The sequence below is a fragment of the Candidatus Pantoea symbiotica genome (assembly GCF_056491525.1).
This window is the reverse complement of the sequence record NZ_JBSZHR010000002.1, coordinates 1,442,253-1,457,455: the sequence shown is the minus strand read 5'-3', so window position 1 is coordinate 1,457,455 and position 15,203 is coordinate 1,442,253. Positions and strand designations below refer to the sequence as shown.

The following is a 15,203-nucleotide window of genomic DNA, read 5'->3' as shown; positions in this document are numbered from 1 at the left end:
TTACGCCGCTTGCCACTCCTTCACCAGCGTTTTGACCAATTCAGCAGCAGGCATTTCCCGCGCCAGCGCCGCGCCCTGTCCGGCCCACTGCGCGCCAAAGCCGTGCACGCCTTTGGCAGCCGCTGCGGCGGCGAGGGCTTTGCCTAACGCATAGGTGAGTGGATAAGGTGGAATGGATTCCTGCGCGAATTCGCGCGCCAGGTGGCAGAAATCGTTGGTGAGACATCTTGCCGAGCGGCCAGAGATGGCGGCGATCATCTCGGTGCTGTTGGCCTGCTCGCTTTTCAGCGCCTGACGATACGCCGCATTGGCAGCGGATTCCGGGCACAGAATAAACGCGGTGCCCAGCTGTACACCCGCCGCGCCCAGCTTGAGCATGGCGGCAATGCCCGCGCCGTCCATCACGCCACCGGCGGCAATTACCGGCAGACGCGAAACCTGGCGAATCGCCTGCACCAGCGTAAAGGTGCTGAGCTGCTGATCGTCGCCTTGAGGCTGGAATATCCCGCGATGTCCGCCCGCCTCAATGCCCTGCGCCACAATAAAATCGATGTCGCCGGCTTCAATCACCTGAGCTTCACGAATACTGGTGGCGCTCGCCAGCGTAATAATGCCGCGACTTTTCAAACGCTGCACGAAAGCGGCGGACGGCAAACCAAAGTGGAAACTCACTGCGGCGGGCGCGGTCTCCAGCAACACCTCCAGCATTGCGTCGTTATCGACAAACGTTTGGTAAATCTCCGACAGCGCATCCGGCGGTGTCGCTTCATAGCGAGCAAACACCGGCTGAAAGCGGGCGATCCACGCCTGTTCTAGCTGTGGATTGCGCTGCACCGGCGCGTGACAAAAGACGTTGACGTTGATCGGTGCTGAGGTCAGCGCGCGCGTTTTGCGGATCATGATTTCCGCCTGCTGCGGTGTTGAGGCACCCACGCTGATCGATCCCAGCGCGCCGCTGTTACTCACCGCCGCCGCCAGCTCCGGCGTGGAGACGCCAGCCATCGGCGCCTGAATGATCGGATAAGTGAGGTTAAGCTTCTGGCACAGCGGATAATTCATTTTAGCCTCCTTGCTTAATTAACGGTGATTAACCACGTTAAACCCTTCATCGCTGTGTGGCGCAACGAAGTAGCTGCTGATCAGCGCAAACTGCGCATCGGTGGCGGCGAAGTCGTGCTGGCCGGATGCATTGCGCGCGTGCAGCCGCGATTTGCACAGTTCATCGGACACATCGAGGAAATGCAGTTGATGTTCAGCCTCGGCGCTGTTGATCACCGCCTTCATCCACTGGCGTTGAGCCACGGTGTTGGCGGGGAAATCCAGCACCACCGACACACCGCACTGCAGCAGCGAAATCAGATGCGGCGTCATCGCGTTGCGCAGTTTACCGGCACAGCGCACGTAATCCGCCACATCCTGCATCTCTTCAGCAAACAGATGCGCCAGCCAGGCATCTTCGCTAATGATCACCGCACCGGTTTGCTGCGCCAGCTGATGAGCTAACGTTGATTTTCCCGCCGCAATTTTACCGCACAGCAGATGCAACACAGGACGAGATGTGGACGCGCACGCAGATTCCATAAAACAGCTCCAGATAAGATGACGCATTAACATGCCGTGAAATGCCAGCCCAGTAAAGGGTGGCAGCTACACTTAGAACATCTGTACCTACAACAGGAGAATCCCGATGCATAAAATCGACTTTCCGGTGAGTAAAGCGCGCAAATATCTGGAGCCGGGTCCGGTGGTGCTGCTGAGTTCACAGTTTGAGGATCACCGCGACATCATGACGCTCGGCTGGCACACCATTTTGGAGTTCTCGCCGTCGCTGGTTGGCTGCATGATTGCCGGCGGCAATTACAGCCATGAACTGATTCGCCAGAGCGGCCAGTGCGTGATCAACGTACCGTCGGCCAATCTGGTGGATAACGTGGTAGCGATCGGCAACAGCCACGGCGATCGCCTTGATAAGTTTGATGCCTTCAACCTGACGCCCGAACCGGCCAGCGTAGTCAATGCGCCGTTAATCGATGAGTGCTTTGCCAGCTTCGAGTGCCAGCTGTATGACGATTCGATGGTGGATAACTACAACTTCTTTATCTTTGAGATCGTCAAAGCGCATGTGGCAGAAACGCCGGAGTTCCCCCCGACGCTGCACTACACCGGCGAAGGACGCTTTAGCGTGATGAGCAACTTGCGGCTCGACAAGCGCAGCGACTTTAAGCCAGAAATGTTAATTTAACTGCTTGAATTGATATGGGCTTGCCCCCACTTTTAACCTTTCGCCCTGACAGGAGTAAATATAATGGCAACCGAATATGCGGTGATCGCTGGTGGCTGTTTCTGGTGTACTGAAGCAGTGTTTAAAGATGTGATTGGCGTCGAGTCAGTCGAGAGTGGCTATACCGGCGGCGCACGTCCGAATCCAACCTACGAGCAGGTGTGCAGCGGCGCGACCGGCCATGCCGAAGCGATTCGCATCGGTTTCGATCCGGCGCAGGTGAAATATGGCGATCTGCTGGATATCAGCTTCGCCACCCATGATCCGACCACGCTGAACCGCCAGGGCAACGATGTGGGCACGCAATATCGTTCGGCGATTTTCCCGGCCAATCCTGAGCAAGAAGCCGAAGCGATTGCCGCGATTGCGCGTGCGCAGGAAGGCCTGAGCGATCCGGTGGTCACCACCATCGAGCCGCTGAAAGAGTGGTATGCGGCGGAAGGTTATCATCAGGATTATTGGGAAGGCGCAGGTCAGCGCAACGGCTACTGCATGGCGGTAATCCCACCGAAACTGCAGAAGCTGCGTAAGAGTTTTGCCAATCGGGTTAAATCGAGTTAATTCCCGCGTGAGTTCAGACGGTCGCCATGAATGGCGACCGTACGTGATACGCGACCTTCTGCAGTTTATCCGTCATAATACACGCCCTCTTCTCCTCCGAGAGCGATCATGTCTTCTTCACAGCAAGGAATCGCGGCGCGCAAGCAGCCGATGAAGCTCAATACGCTGGTCACTCTGATGCTCAGCGCGGTGATTGTGCTGGTACTGCTCAGCGTGCACATGTTCTATTTTTTCCAGATTGGCGCTTCAACGCGCGCGCAGTTGGAAGATAAGGCCATGGCGGTGGCGCGCACGTTGGCCAAATTTCCTGAGATTCAGCGCGCGCTGATATTGCCGCCAAATGCCACCAGCATCCAACCCATTGCTAAAGCCGTGCAGGAGAGCAATAACCTGCTGTTTGTGGTGGTGACCAACATGGATACCATCCGCTATTCGCACCTGAATCCTGAACTCATCGGTCAGCACTTTATTGGTACGGATATTGAGCCCGCGATACGCGGCCATGAAAATGTCTCCGTCAATCAAGGTGTACTGGGCCGGGCAATGCGCGTCTATACGCCGGTCTATAATGCGCAGCATAAGCAGATTGGTGTTGTGGTGGTGGGCATTTCACTCAGCGCCGTTACCGATCAGATTAACCAAAGCCGCTGGAGCATCTTGTGGACTATCCTGATTGGCACCTTTGCGGGCGCCATTGGCACCTTTGTGCTGGTACGCGTGCTGAAGCGCATCCTGTTTGGCCTTGAACCCTACGAAATTTCCACCCTGTTTGAACAGCGCCAGGCGATTCTCAATTCGCTAAAAGAAGGCGTGGTGGCGATGGACGATCAGGCGCAGGTGACGCTGGTGAATCAGGCGGCGCGTTCGTTGCTGAACGATTCGATGGGCACCATCAGCGGCGACCGCATCTACGATGCCTCGGTGATCAACGATCATCTGCAGGATGTACTGCACAGCGGGCGCGCACGGCGTGATGAAGAGTTAAATGTGAATGGCCGCGTGTTGCTGAGTAATACCGTACCGGTGCGCAGCCAGGGACGGATTATCGGCGCGGTCTGCACCTTCAGGGATAAGACGGAAATCAGTCAACTGATGCAGCGTCTGACGGGCATGGTAAACTACGTCGATGCGCTGCGTGAGCGCTCGCACGAATTTATGAACAAGCTGCATGTGATCCTCGGCCTGCTGCACATGAAAAACTACACGCAGGTGGAAAGCTACATTCTCAAAACCGCCAATAATTACCAAACGGAGATCGGTTTCCTGCTCGATAAAATTAAGTCGCCGGTGATTGCCGGTTTCTTGCTGAGCAAAATCAATCGCGCGTCGGATTGCGGCCATCGCCTGACCATCAGCGATGCCAGCTTCCTGCCCGACAGCGGCAATGAGCAGCAAATGGCGGCGCTGATTACGGTGATCGGCAATCTAATTGAGAATGCGCTGGATGCAATGAGCGAGCAGGTAGAAGGCGAGATTCACGTGATGCTGCACTACCAAAACGGTTGGCTGACCTGCGAAGTGAGTGATGATGGTCCGGGCATTGAAGCCGATCATCTCAGCACCATTTTCGAAAAAGGCTTCTCCACCAAAGGTGAAAACCGTGGTGTCGGGCTGTTTCTGCTGCAGCAGCAAACCGAAAATATCGGTGGCAGCGTAAGTGTCGAGTCAGAACCCGGCGTGTTTACCCAATTTTTAGTCCAACTTCCCTGGGATGGAGGAAACCAATCCGCATGATCAATGTGTTAGTGGTCGATGATGACGCCATGGTCGCCGAGCTTAATCGCGCGTATATCGGCCAAATTCAGGGCTTTCACTGTTGTGGCACCGCCTCAACCTTGAAGCAGGCGAAAGAGATCCTGTTCAACAGCGATACCGCGGTCGATCTGGTGCTGCTGGATATCTATATGCAGCAGGAGAATGGCCTCGATCTGTTGCCGGAGCTGCGCACGGCGCAGAGCGCGGTGGAAGTGATCATCATTTCGTCTGCTGCCGATGCGGAGAATATCAAAACCTCGCTGCACTACGGCGTGGTCGATTACCTGATCAAACCGTTCCAGTTCCCGCGTTTTGAAGAGGCGCTGACCGGTTGGCGGCAGAAGAAGTCGCTGATGGACAATCAGCATTACTATCAGCAAGCGGATGTGGATCTGCTGATTCACGGCAGTCCGGCGACGCAGCACGATAACAAGCGCCTGCCAAAAGGCTTAACGCCGCAAACGCTGCGCACGCTGTGTCAGTGGATTGATGCGCATCCGGGACACGAATTCTCCACCGACGAACTGGCGGCTGAAGTGAATATCTCGCGCGTATCCTGCCGTAAATACCTGATTTGGCTGGCGCAGATTAATATTCTGTTCACCAGTATTCACTACGGCGCGACAGGTCGTCCGGTGTACCGCTATCGTCTGCAGCCGGAATACCATTCGCTGCTGCAGCAATATTGTCAGTAACGCAGCTGCCAGTCGAAATCGAGCTGCTGGAAATGGAAATGATGCGGCGAGGAGCAGATGATCTGCCGATCGCGAGTAACGAAAACCGCGTCAATGTCGGGCTGGTCAGCGAGATAAGCCAGCCCTTTCTCCACGCCCATGCCATAGAGCAGCGTGGTGTAGATATCACCATCAATTGAGCGATCGGAAATCACCGTCACGCTCAGCAGTTCGTTATCCAGCGGATAGCCGGTTTGCGGATCAAAAATATGATGCCAACAGCGGCCATCCAGTTCGAAGTAGCGCTCATAAATCCCCGACGTCACCACCGATTTGCCCTGCACCTGCAGCACGCCTAACAGCTCATCATCGCGACCAAACGGCTTTTTCAGGCCAATGCCCCAACCTTGAGGTTCGTGCGGCGGCGAGCCCAGCGTTTGCACATTGCCACCCAGATTGATCAGCGCCTGCTGCACGCCCTGCTGACGCAAAAACGCCTGTACGCGATCGGCGATGTAGCCTTTGGCGATGGCACCGAGATCGATCTCCATGCCCGGCTGTTGCAAAAACACCGAGCGTTCGGCGGGATTGAGCAGCACCTGATGCGGATCGGTCAGTTTTAGTAGTGAGGCGATTTCTAGCGCAGGCGGTACGGCGCGACCCTGGAAGCCGATTTTCCAGCGTTTCACCACCGGGCCGATGGTGAAATTGAAGGCGCTCTCCGGCAGCAAACTCACCGCGTGCGCCACGCTGATCAAGGCAAATACTGGCTCGCTGACGATCACCGGATGGCGGCCTGCGGCGTGGTTGATCGACATCACTTCGGATTCAGCGCGATTAACGGTGAACAGGTTTTCTTGCTGTTTGATCAGTTGAAAGACGTGGCGGGCAAGCGTGGGATTGTCATCGAACAATTTGAGCAGAATGGGTGAACCCATTAGAACGGCAGAATAGGCATAGACGCCAGCGTCGGTGTTCATTGATGCCTCTTCTCAGAGAGAAAAAGATGCCTGCAAGTGACGTTAAGCACCATTCGGTCACCATGAATGGTGACCCTACAAAACCTGTAGGGTGCGCATTAATGCGCACCGAATGGAATGAACGACCTGACAGGCAGCGAGAGAGATTAATTTCCTAACGCCAGTTTAGCCGCATTATGACCGGCTTTGATACCGAAGATGATGATGTCAGCCACTGCGTTGCCGCCGATGCGGTTGGCGCCGTGGATGCCGCCGACCACTTCACCCGCCGCCCATGCGCCAGGAATCACCTCTTTCTGCGCATCCAGCACCGCAGTATCGGTGTTGATGGTCACGCCGCCCATGGTGTGGTGCACGCCCGGTGCGATACGAATCGCGAAGTACGGACCTTTATTCAGCGGATGACGCAGCGCAGTCTTACGACCGAAGTCTTCGTCATCCTGCTTCGCCACGAACTCGTTGTAACGACCGAGCGTGGTTTGCAGCGCTTCCTGATCCATGTTGAGTTTCACCGCCAACTCGTGTGGCGTTGGTGCGCTGATGACAAAACCTTTGGCGATGTATTCGTCAGCCGCTTTGTTGTTGGCGCGTACCTGCTCATCAAACACGATCCACGCACTCTTCTCTGGCAGCGCGATGATCTCAGCGGAAACTTTGTCACGAGTTTCCATTTCGTTATAGAAACGCTTGCCCGCCTGGCTCACCAGAATCGCCCCGCCGCCGCGCATCGCTTCGGAAATCAGGTACGAGGTGGTTTGCTCAACCGTTGGGTGAATCTGGATTTCGCCCATATCCACGGTATCCGCACCGATGTGTTGCAGCATGGCGATGCCGCTGCCGGTGGCACCTTTGTGGTTGGTGGTGACGAAACCGTCCAGCTCAGGGCGGTATTTCACCACCATTTCGCGGTTGGCACTGAAGCCGCCGGTCGCCACAATCACGCTTTTGGCGTTGATGATGCGGCTGTCGTTGTACTCATCCACCACTTTCACGCCGGTGACCGCGCCGTTTTCCACCAGAATTTCAGCAACCGAGGTTTCCAGTAGCACTTCGATATTGCGCTGGTTAACGTTTTTCACCAGGCCGCTAATCAGGAAGCCGCCGACCGCAGAGCGATCTTCCGGACGGTGCGTACGGTCAATGCTCATGCCGCCGGTGATGGTGATATCGCACAGCTCGATCTCTTTCGCTGCCAGCCACTCAATCGCTTCGGGCGCTTGCTCAACAAACTCGCGCAGCAGCACCGGATTATTTTTGAATTTGCCGCCTTTCAGCGTCTCTTCGTAGAACAGCTCTTTGCTGTCTTCGATGCCTTTCAGCTTCTGATAACGGGTTTCCGCTGCGTTCATACCGACCGAGGCTTTGATGGTGTTACCGCCGATGGTTGGCATCTTCTCGATGATCACCACGCGTGCGCCATCGTCATGCGCCTGAATCGCCGCCGCCAGACCGGCACCGCCGGTGCCCACTACAACGACGTCGTAATTGACCGGTGCGTTCGGGTTACCGCCCTCTTCAATCACATACTCTTTGCTTGAGGTGGTCATGGCGCGCGATACCGCTTTTTTCAGCGCTTCACTCTGCGTAGTAGCGCCGGTGATGGCATCCACGTGCGGGCTGTTCGCCACCAGAATGCGTTCACGCAGGCTTTCGAAGGTGCTGGTGAAGTCGACGTCGAGACTCGGATCCGGCACCAGCGAGATATCGGTGATACGGTCGGTGTCGAGCGTGACGTTGATTTTCAGCTTCAGCGCTTCGGCTTCCACTTTGGCTTGATACACGCCCGCTTTGTATTTACGGCCGGTATCGCTGGTGTCACGGATCATCGCATCCACCAGCGAGAAGCGCCACAGCGGTTCTGGAATGGTCAACTCTTCGCGCTTGGTGCTGTCAATATACAGCTCCATGTGCTGATTCTTGATGACGCGATCGGTCCAGTCCGGATAGGCGATGCAGGCTTTCCCCACCGCCACTAAATCGAAACCGTGCTCCAGCGCGTTCTCGGCATCTTCTTTATTAACGATGCCGCCGACGCCAATCACCGGCACTTTCGCCAGGTTAGGAGAACGTTGCGCCAGATATTTGGTGATCAGCGGCGTTGGGTCTTGAGTATCGACAATCGACGGACGCAGCAGTTGCCCCACCGAGAAGTGCACGTAATCGAGACCGCGTTCCGCCAGTTTCTCCAGCAGGTAAAGCGTGTCGTCCCAGCGGATGCCCGGCACTTCGAGCTCTTCCGGTGAGAAGCGATAACCGATGATGAAATCTGCCGCAGCAAAGCGGTCCGCCATCTTATGGGTGATTTCCAGCACTTCCAGTGGGAAACGTGCGCGATTGTCGCGGCTGCCTCCCCATTTGTCGTCACGCTGGTTAGAGTTTGGCGAGTAGAACTGCTGGATCAGATAGGTGTTGGCACCGTGGATTTCTACACCGTCGAAGCCGGCTTTGATCGCACGGTTCACCGCATCACCAAACTTGGTGATCATCACATCCACTTCTTCTGCAGTCAGCGCCTGAGGTTTGGTGGCACCGTCACGCGGTGCGGCGATGGCGCTCGGTGCGACCGGAGTTTTACCGCCGATCAGCGCCGGTTCCACCATGCGGCCGCCGTGATAGATCTGCAGAACCGCTTTGGAGCCTTGCGATTTGATGGCGTGGGCAATTTTCGCCAGACCGGGGATTTTGTTGTCGCTGTCGATACCGAGCGCACCTGGGAAAGCAGGTCCACGGTTATCAATAAAGCAGCACTCTACAATTACGGTACCGATGCTGCCGGCACGCACGCGATAATATTCGACAAGGTCACTGGTAACACCGCCATCGTAATAACCGGTACAGGTGGTCATCGGCGCCATAACCAATCGGTTTTTAAGCACCGCACCTTTCGGTAGCGTAAGCGGATTAAGAATCGGGGTGAGCGTATTCATGATGAGCAACTCCAGAATTAAGAAACTTTGTATTCAATTCTTTGGCGGTTCGGAGACATTTATAATTATTTGAGTGGTCCGATTTCATGGCGTAAATATACCATTTTATTTACTTACATAACCTTATTCGTTAGTTATATAAGTTTTACGCATGGAAATAATATTTGATACCTATTGCTGAAAGTTGCGCTGAGCTAAGTTTTAACCAAGACTTGACAAAAATCAACTTTTTCCTTACATTTAAAACAAATCCAGCCTTATCATAAAGATAAATCGTCTCCTTTCTCTGTTTTTTGCTTGATTTGTGCCGTTTTATTCACCTCACACAGTTAATTTTCACCTAATGGTTCATTTATTAAGGCGTGCATGTTTAAAGCAAAAAAACCACGAATAAATTTTATTGATCTGGATCAAAATAGATATTTTAATTAATCGCATCATAGGCGCATCCATTAGATAATTCGCGCATCAAATTTTGTAAATAGCGATTTATTAAAACTCAGTTTTAAATGTCACGACTAATCTGTTAAAAGAGTTTTGTAACTAAAAAAACCAGCTTGGTTCGGGGCGTATATACGCATTCTCCATAACTTGCAGACAAAACTATGAACACACAAACAACCCAGAGTGAATCCCTCACCGCGCCTCCCGCGGCACCGGGGAAGAAAAAGAACCGCCTGATAATGTTGTGCCTGCCAATTATTGTGGCTGTGCTGTTGCTGCTGGTGCCGACTCCTGCGGGATTGGAACCTTACGCATGGCACTTCTTCGCCATTTTTGTCGGGGTTATTGTGGGACTGATTTTCGAACCGCTGCCGGGCGCCGTTATCGGTTTAACCGGCGTGGTGGTGATTGCGCTGTTCAGCCAGTGGGTGCTGTTTAGCCCGGCAGAACTGGCGGATCCCAAGTTCAAAACCGCTGCGCAGTCGTTCAAATGGGCGGTAAGTGGCTTCGGCAATTCTACGGTCTGGCTGATCTTCGGTGCCTTTATGTTCGCCGCCGGCTACGATAAAACCCAGTTCGGTCGTCGCCTGGCGCTGATTCTGGTGAAGTATCTTGGCCGCCGCAGCCTGACGCTGGGTTACGCCATTACCTTCGCTGACCTGTTGCTGGCACCGTTTACGCCATCCAACACCGCGCGCAGTGGCGGTACCATCTATCCAATCATCGCTAACCTGCCGCCGCTGTACGGTTCAAAACCGAATGACCCAAGCGCGCGTAAGATTGGTTCTTACCTGATGTGGGTGGCGATCACCGCTGCCTGTATCACCAGCTCAATGTTCCTTTCAGCTCTGGCGCCGAACCTGCTGGCGCTGGCGCTGGTGAAAAGCGTGGTGGGCTTTGAAATCTCATGGGGCATGTGGTTCCTCGCCTTCCTGCCGCTGGGCGTGCTGCTGATTCTCACCATGCCGCTGCTGGCTTACTGGCTCTATCCGCCAGAAGTGAAAGTGAATGACGAAGTGCCGCGCTGGGCGACTGCTGAGCTGGAAAAACTCGGCAAGCTGAAACGTAACGAAATCCTGCTGCTGGGCTTCGTGGTTGCCGCGCTGATGATGTGGATCTTCGCCACCGCATGGATTGAACCGGCAATGGCCGCACTGTTAGTCATCGTGCTGATGCTGTGGACCGGTGTACTAAACTGGAATGACATCACCAGCAATAAAGCCGCATGGAACACCTTCGCCTGGTTCGCCACGCTGGTTGCGCTGGCAGATGGTTTAGCGCGCGTCGGCTTCATCGCCTGGCTGGGTAAAGAAGGTGCGATGCTGCTGCACGGTTACGATCCACAGGTTTCTGCCGTGGTGCTGTTAATCGCCTTCTACCTGCTGCATTACCTGTTCGCCAGTACCACCGCGCACACCACCGCGCTGCTGCCCGCAATGCTGACTATCGCCGCCTCAATCCCGGGCATCAACATGCCGGTATTCTGCCTGATGATGTGTGTTTCTCTGGGTGTGATGGGCATTATCACCCCGTACGGCACCGGCCCAAGCCCGATTTATTACGGTAGCGGCTATCTGCCAACCAAAGATTACTGGCGCCTGGGCACCATCTTCGGCGCGCTGTTCCTGGTTCTTCTGATGGTTGTCGCCTATCCATGGATGGTGATGATGTTCTGATGATGTTGCTTCGATGTTAAAAACGGAGCCGCGCATTACCGTGAAAATGTTATGATGCTCGCCAGTCAGCCCCTGCGGAGGGCTGGCGAGAGAAAATCGAATAACAGACTGCCTAATTTGTCGCCCGTCATGCTGGCGGGTAACACGAAGCTAAGTGAGCCAACATGTCGAACAAACCCTTCTATTATCAGAATCCCTTTCCTCTCGCCAAAGATGATACCGAATACTATCTGCTGAGCACTGATTACGTCTCAGTGGCCAACTTCGATGGCGAAGAAGTCCTGAAAGTCGATCCCAAAGCGCTGACGCTGCTGGCGAAGCAGGCATTCCACGATGCCTCTTTCATGCTGCGCGCCTCGCATCAGGCGCAGGTCGCGTCAATTCTTGCCGACGACGAAGCCAGCAAGAACGACAAATACGTTGCCCTGCAGTTCCTGCGCAACTCTGAAATTGCCGCCAAAGGCGTGCTGCCAACCTGTCAGGATACCGGCACCGCCATCATCATGGGCAAAAAAGGCCAGCGCGTCTGGACCGGCGGCGGCGATGAAGCTGCACTGTCGCAAGGCGTCTACAACACCTTTATTGAAGATAACCTGCGCTATTCACAGAATGCCGCGCTGGATATGTATAAAGAGGTCAATACCGGCACCAACCTGCCGGCGCAGATTGACCTGTATAGCGTTGATGGCGACGAGTACAAATTCCTGTGTATTGCTAAAGGTGGCGGTTCCGCCAATAAAACCTATCTGTATCAGGAAACCAAAGCGCTGATTACGCCCGCCAAGCTGAAAAATTATCTGGTCGATAAGATGATGTCGCTGGGTACCGCCGCTTGCCCGCCTTATCACATCGCGTTTGTGATTGGCGGTACTTCAGCCGAAGCCACGCTGAAAACCGTCAAGCTGGCCTCAACCCACTATTACGATTCGCTGCCGACCGAAGGTAATGAACACGGTCAGGCCTTCCGTGACATTCAACTGGAAGAAGAGCTGCTGAAAGCCTCGCAGGAACTGGGTCTCGGCGCGCAGTTTGGTGGTAAATACTTTGCCCACGATATCCGTGTGGTACGTCTGCCGCGTCATGGCGCATCCTGTCCGGTGGGCATGGGCGTCTCTTGCTCTGCGGACCGTAACATCAAAGCCAAGATCAACCGTGAAGGTATCTGGATTGAGAAGATGGAAGACAATCCAGGCCGCTACATTCCTGAAGAGCTGCGTCAGCAGGGCGAAGGCGAAGTGGTGCATGTCGATCTAAACCAGCCGATGAGCGAGATTCTGGCGCTGCTGTCGGCCTATCCGGTTTCAACCCGCTTGTCACTCAACGGCACTATCATCGTGGCGCGCGATATTGCGCACGCCAAGTTGAAAGAGCGCATCGATAACGGCGAAGGTCTGCCGCAGTACATCAAAGATCATCCGGTCTATTATGCAGGCCCGGCGAAGACGCCAGAAGGTTATGCCTCTGGTTCACTCGGCCCAACTACTGCAGGTCGTATGGATTCCTACGTTGACCTGCTGCAAGCTAACGGCGGCAGCATGGTGATGCTGGCGAAGGGCAACCGCAGCAAGCAGGTTACCGATGCGTGTCATAAACACGGCGGCTTCTATCTGGGCAGCATCGGCGGCCCGGCAGCGGTGCTGGCACAGCAGAGTATTAAGAGTCTGGAATGCGTGGAGTATGCCGAACTCGGCATGGAAGCGATCTGGAAAATTGAAGTGGAAAACTTCCCGGCGTTCATTCTGGTAGATGACAAAGGCAACGACTTCTTCCAGCAGATTCATAACAACTGCGCCGCCTGCGTGAAGTAATCTACGCATCGCACCAAAAAAAAGCCGTTATCGCGTGATAGCGGCTTTTTTATTGCGATATTTCTGACGAATTGATCATTAAATGAGGCAAAGCAGAAAAGTTAAAAACGGAATTGGCTCTCCAGCTGACGCAATGTTTCCATCCGCTGCGCCGTGGCGACTTCGCGTGCTTTCACTTCCAACAGCAGGTCAGCATCGTTCTGACCAATTACATACACCGCCTGACGTCCAGGCAGGTTAACGGTAATAATATTTTGCTCCACACCGTCCAGCATCTCGTCATGCTGTTCCAGGTAGTTATACAACGTGTTCATGGGTTCTCCTTGAAAATAGGTGGGCTATTCTGCCCAATCGCATCCTTTAAACACACAAGACCTGGCTTAAAGATGCCACTTCCATCAGAAGTTTCTGGCGATAGAGTCATCCTGCGGTCGCAAGATGACGAAGAGATGAAAAGGCAGCGAATCACTCCGCTGCCTTTTACCGTTAGAAGAAACCAAGCGGTTGCGTGCTGTAGCTCACCAGCAGATTTTTAGTCTGCTGATAATGGTCGAGCATCATTTTGTGAGTTTCGCGGCCAATCCCCGATTTCTTATAGCCGCCAAACGCCGCGTGCGCCGGATAGAGGTGATAGCAGTTGGTCCACACGCGACCGGCTTTGATCGCGCGGCCCATGCGATAGGCTCGGTTGATATCACGCGTCCACACGCCTGCGCCAAGCCCGTAAATCGAGTCATTGGCGATGGCCAGCGCTTCCGCCTCATCTTTGAAGGTCAGCACGCCGACAACCGGGCCAAAAATTTCTTCCTGGAACACGCGCATGCTGTTGTCGCCTTTCAGCAGCGTTGGCTGAATGTAATAACCGCTGGCAAACGCGTCCCCTACCTTTTCAACACCGCCGCCGTGCAGCACTTGTGCGCCCTCTTGTTGCGCAATCTCCAGATAGGAGAGGATTTTATCGAACTGCTGCTGTGACGCCTGCGCGCCAATCATGGTTTCGGTATCAAGCGGATCACCACGTTTGATGGTTTTGATACGCTTCATCACCGCCGCCATAAACGGCTCGAAGATCGATTCCTGCACCAGCGCACGTGATGGACAGGTACAGACTTCCCCCTGATTAAGGAAGCCGAGCACCACACCTTCGGCCGCTTTCTCAATGAAACTCTCTTCGGCATCCATGATGTCTTCGAAGAAGATATTCGGCGATTTACCCCCTAGCTCAACGGTGGACGGAATCAGACTTTTCGCCGCCAGCTCCAGAATATGGCCGCCGGTAGCGGTAGAACCGGTAAAGGCGATTTTGGCGATGCCCGGATGCGACGCCAGCGCTTCGCCCGCCTCTTTGCCGTAGCCGTGCACCACGTTAATCACGCCCGGCGGCAGCAGATCTTTGATCACTTCCATAAACAGCGTGATCGACAGCGGCGTTTGCTCGGCTGGTTTCAGCACCACGCAGTTGCCTGCGCCGAGTGCCGGTGCTAGTTTCCATGCCGCCATCAGCAGCGGGAAGTTCCAGGGAATGATTTGCCCGACCACGCCCAGCGGTTCGTGGAAGTGATAGGCGGCGGTGAACTCATCGATTTCAGCAGCGGTGCCTTCCTGCGCACGCACGCATCCAGCGAAATAACGGAAGTGATCGACCGCCAGCGGCAGATCCGCTGCCAGCGTTTCACGCACTGGCTTCCCGTTATCCCAGGTTTCGTTGACCGCAATGTATTCCAGATTCTCTTCCAGCCGATCGGCAATTTTCAGCAGCACCAGCGAGCGTGCCTGCGGCGAAGTTTTGCCCCACGCATCGGCAGCGGCCTGGGCGGCAGCTACGGCGTTATCGATATCGGCACGATCCGAGCGTGGGAACTCGCCAATGGTGGAAGCATTAATCGGTGAGGTGTTGACGAAGTAGTTACCGTTCACCGGCGCAACAAATTCGCCGTTGATAAAGTTGCCATAACGCGATTGCAGAGTAATGAGAGAACCTTGTTCTCCCGGAGCAGCGTAACGCATGGTGTTTCTCCTTGCGGACAGAGTGGCGATTAACAACTATGAAACCTGTTATTAACATTGAGCGATCAACGCCAGCCTGTCAGATCGCAG

General features: G+C 54.6%; 12 protein-coding genes. 6 read left to right on the top strand and 6 right to left on the bottom strand.

The genetic code is table 11. The annotated features are described in order from the left end of the window. Both ACXIZX_RS07355 and ACXIZX_RS07350 read right to left on the bottom strand, forming a co-directional pair. The gene (locus ACXIZX_RS07355) at positions 1–1,059 is read right to left on the bottom strand and encodes an NAD(P)H-dependent flavin oxidoreductase (protein WP_479403858.1); all 1,059 of its coding nucleotides are present in this window, start codon (positions 1,057–1,059) and stop codon (positions 1–3) included. 18 nt (positions 1,060–1,077) lie between these two features. Then, positions 1,078–1,581: a P-loop nucleotide/nucleoside kinase family protein gene (locus ACXIZX_RS07350; protein WP_154194764.1), complete on the bottom strand. Its 504-nt coding sequence runs from the start codon at positions 1,579–1,581 to the stop codon at positions 1,078–1,080. A gap of 106 nt (positions 1,582–1,687) precedes the next feature. On the opposite strand from ACXIZX_RS07350, the gene ACXIZX_RS07345 reads away from it, so the two are divergent. The 4 genes from ACXIZX_RS07345 (at position 1,688) to dcuR (ending at position 5,292) form a co-directional block, all read left to right on the top strand. Continuing rightward, positions 1,688–2,242 (top strand): flavin reductase family protein, encoded by a 555-nt coding sequence (locus ACXIZX_RS07345; protein WP_008102775.1) that lies wholly within the window; start codon positions 1,688–1,690, stop codon positions 2,240–2,242. A gap of 63 nt (positions 2,243–2,305) precedes the next feature. Then, positions 2,306–2,842 carry a peptide-methionine (S)-S-oxide reductase MsrA gene (gene msrA, locus ACXIZX_RS07340; RefSeq protein WP_479403857.1) on the top strand — a complete coding sequence of 179 codons (537 nt, stop codon included), beginning with the start codon at positions 2,306–2,308 and terminating at the stop codon, positions 2,840–2,842. A 108-nt stretch (positions 2,843–2,950) separates the two neighbouring features. Next, positions 2,951–4,576, top strand: coding sequence for a sensor histidine kinase (locus tag ACXIZX_RS07335; protein WP_479403856.1), 1,626 nt, complete (start codon positions 2,951–2,953; stop codon positions 4,574–4,576). Next, complete coding sequence (gene dcuR, locus ACXIZX_RS07330) at positions 4,573–5,292, top strand: two-component system response regulator DcuR (RefSeq protein ID WP_008102769.1); 720 nt, start codon at positions 4,573–4,575, stop codon at positions 5,290–5,292. The genes ACXIZX_RS07335 and dcuR overlap by 4 nt, the downstream gene beginning before the upstream one ends. Here dcuR and ACXIZX_RS07325 read toward each other — a convergent pair. After that, a complete protein-coding gene (locus tag ACXIZX_RS07325) occupies positions 5,286–6,251 on the bottom strand; it encodes an FAD:protein FMN transferase (protein WP_479403855.1) in 966 nt (321 codons plus the stop codon). The genes dcuR and ACXIZX_RS07325 overlap by 7 nt on opposite strands. A 146-nt stretch (positions 6,252–6,397) precedes the next feature. Continuing rightward, complete coding sequence (locus ACXIZX_RS07320) at positions 6,398–9,178, bottom strand: flavocytochrome c (RefSeq protein ID WP_154152585.1); 2,781 nt, start codon at positions 9,176–9,178, stop codon at positions 6,398–6,400. 605 nt (positions 9,179–9,783) lie between these two features. Here ACXIZX_RS07320 and ACXIZX_RS07315 point away from each other — a divergent pair. Together ACXIZX_RS07315 and fumA are read left to right on the top strand one after the other, a co-directional pair. Next, positions 9,784–11,298, top strand: coding sequence for an anion permease (locus ACXIZX_RS07315; protein WP_008102763.1), 1,515 nt, complete (start codon positions 9,784–9,786; stop codon positions 11,296–11,298). A gap of 164 nt (positions 11,299–11,462) precedes the next feature. Continuing rightward, the gene (fumA, locus tag ACXIZX_RS07310; RefSeq protein ID WP_008102761.1) at positions 11,463–13,106 is read left to right on the top strand and encodes a class I fumarate hydratase FumA; all 1,644 of its coding nucleotides are present in this window, start codon (positions 11,463–11,465) and stop codon (positions 13,104–13,106) included. A 101-nt stretch (positions 13,107–13,207) separates the two neighbouring features. Here the strand turns inward: fumA and ACXIZX_RS07305 are convergent, their stop codons facing one another. Together ACXIZX_RS07305 and exaC are read right to left on the bottom strand one after the other, a co-directional pair. After that, the gene (locus tag ACXIZX_RS07305) at positions 13,208–13,420 is read right to left on the bottom strand and encodes a hypothetical protein (protein WP_008102759.1); all 213 of its coding nucleotides are present in this window, start codon (positions 13,418–13,420) and stop codon (positions 13,208–13,210) included. 172 nt (positions 13,421–13,592) lie between these two features. Next, entirely contained in the window at positions 13,593–15,113 is a 1,521-nt protein-coding gene (gene exaC, locus ACXIZX_RS07300) for an acetaldehyde dehydrogenase ExaC (RefSeq protein ID WP_479403854.1), read from the bottom strand. Positions 15,114–15,203: the final 90 nt, after the last annotated feature.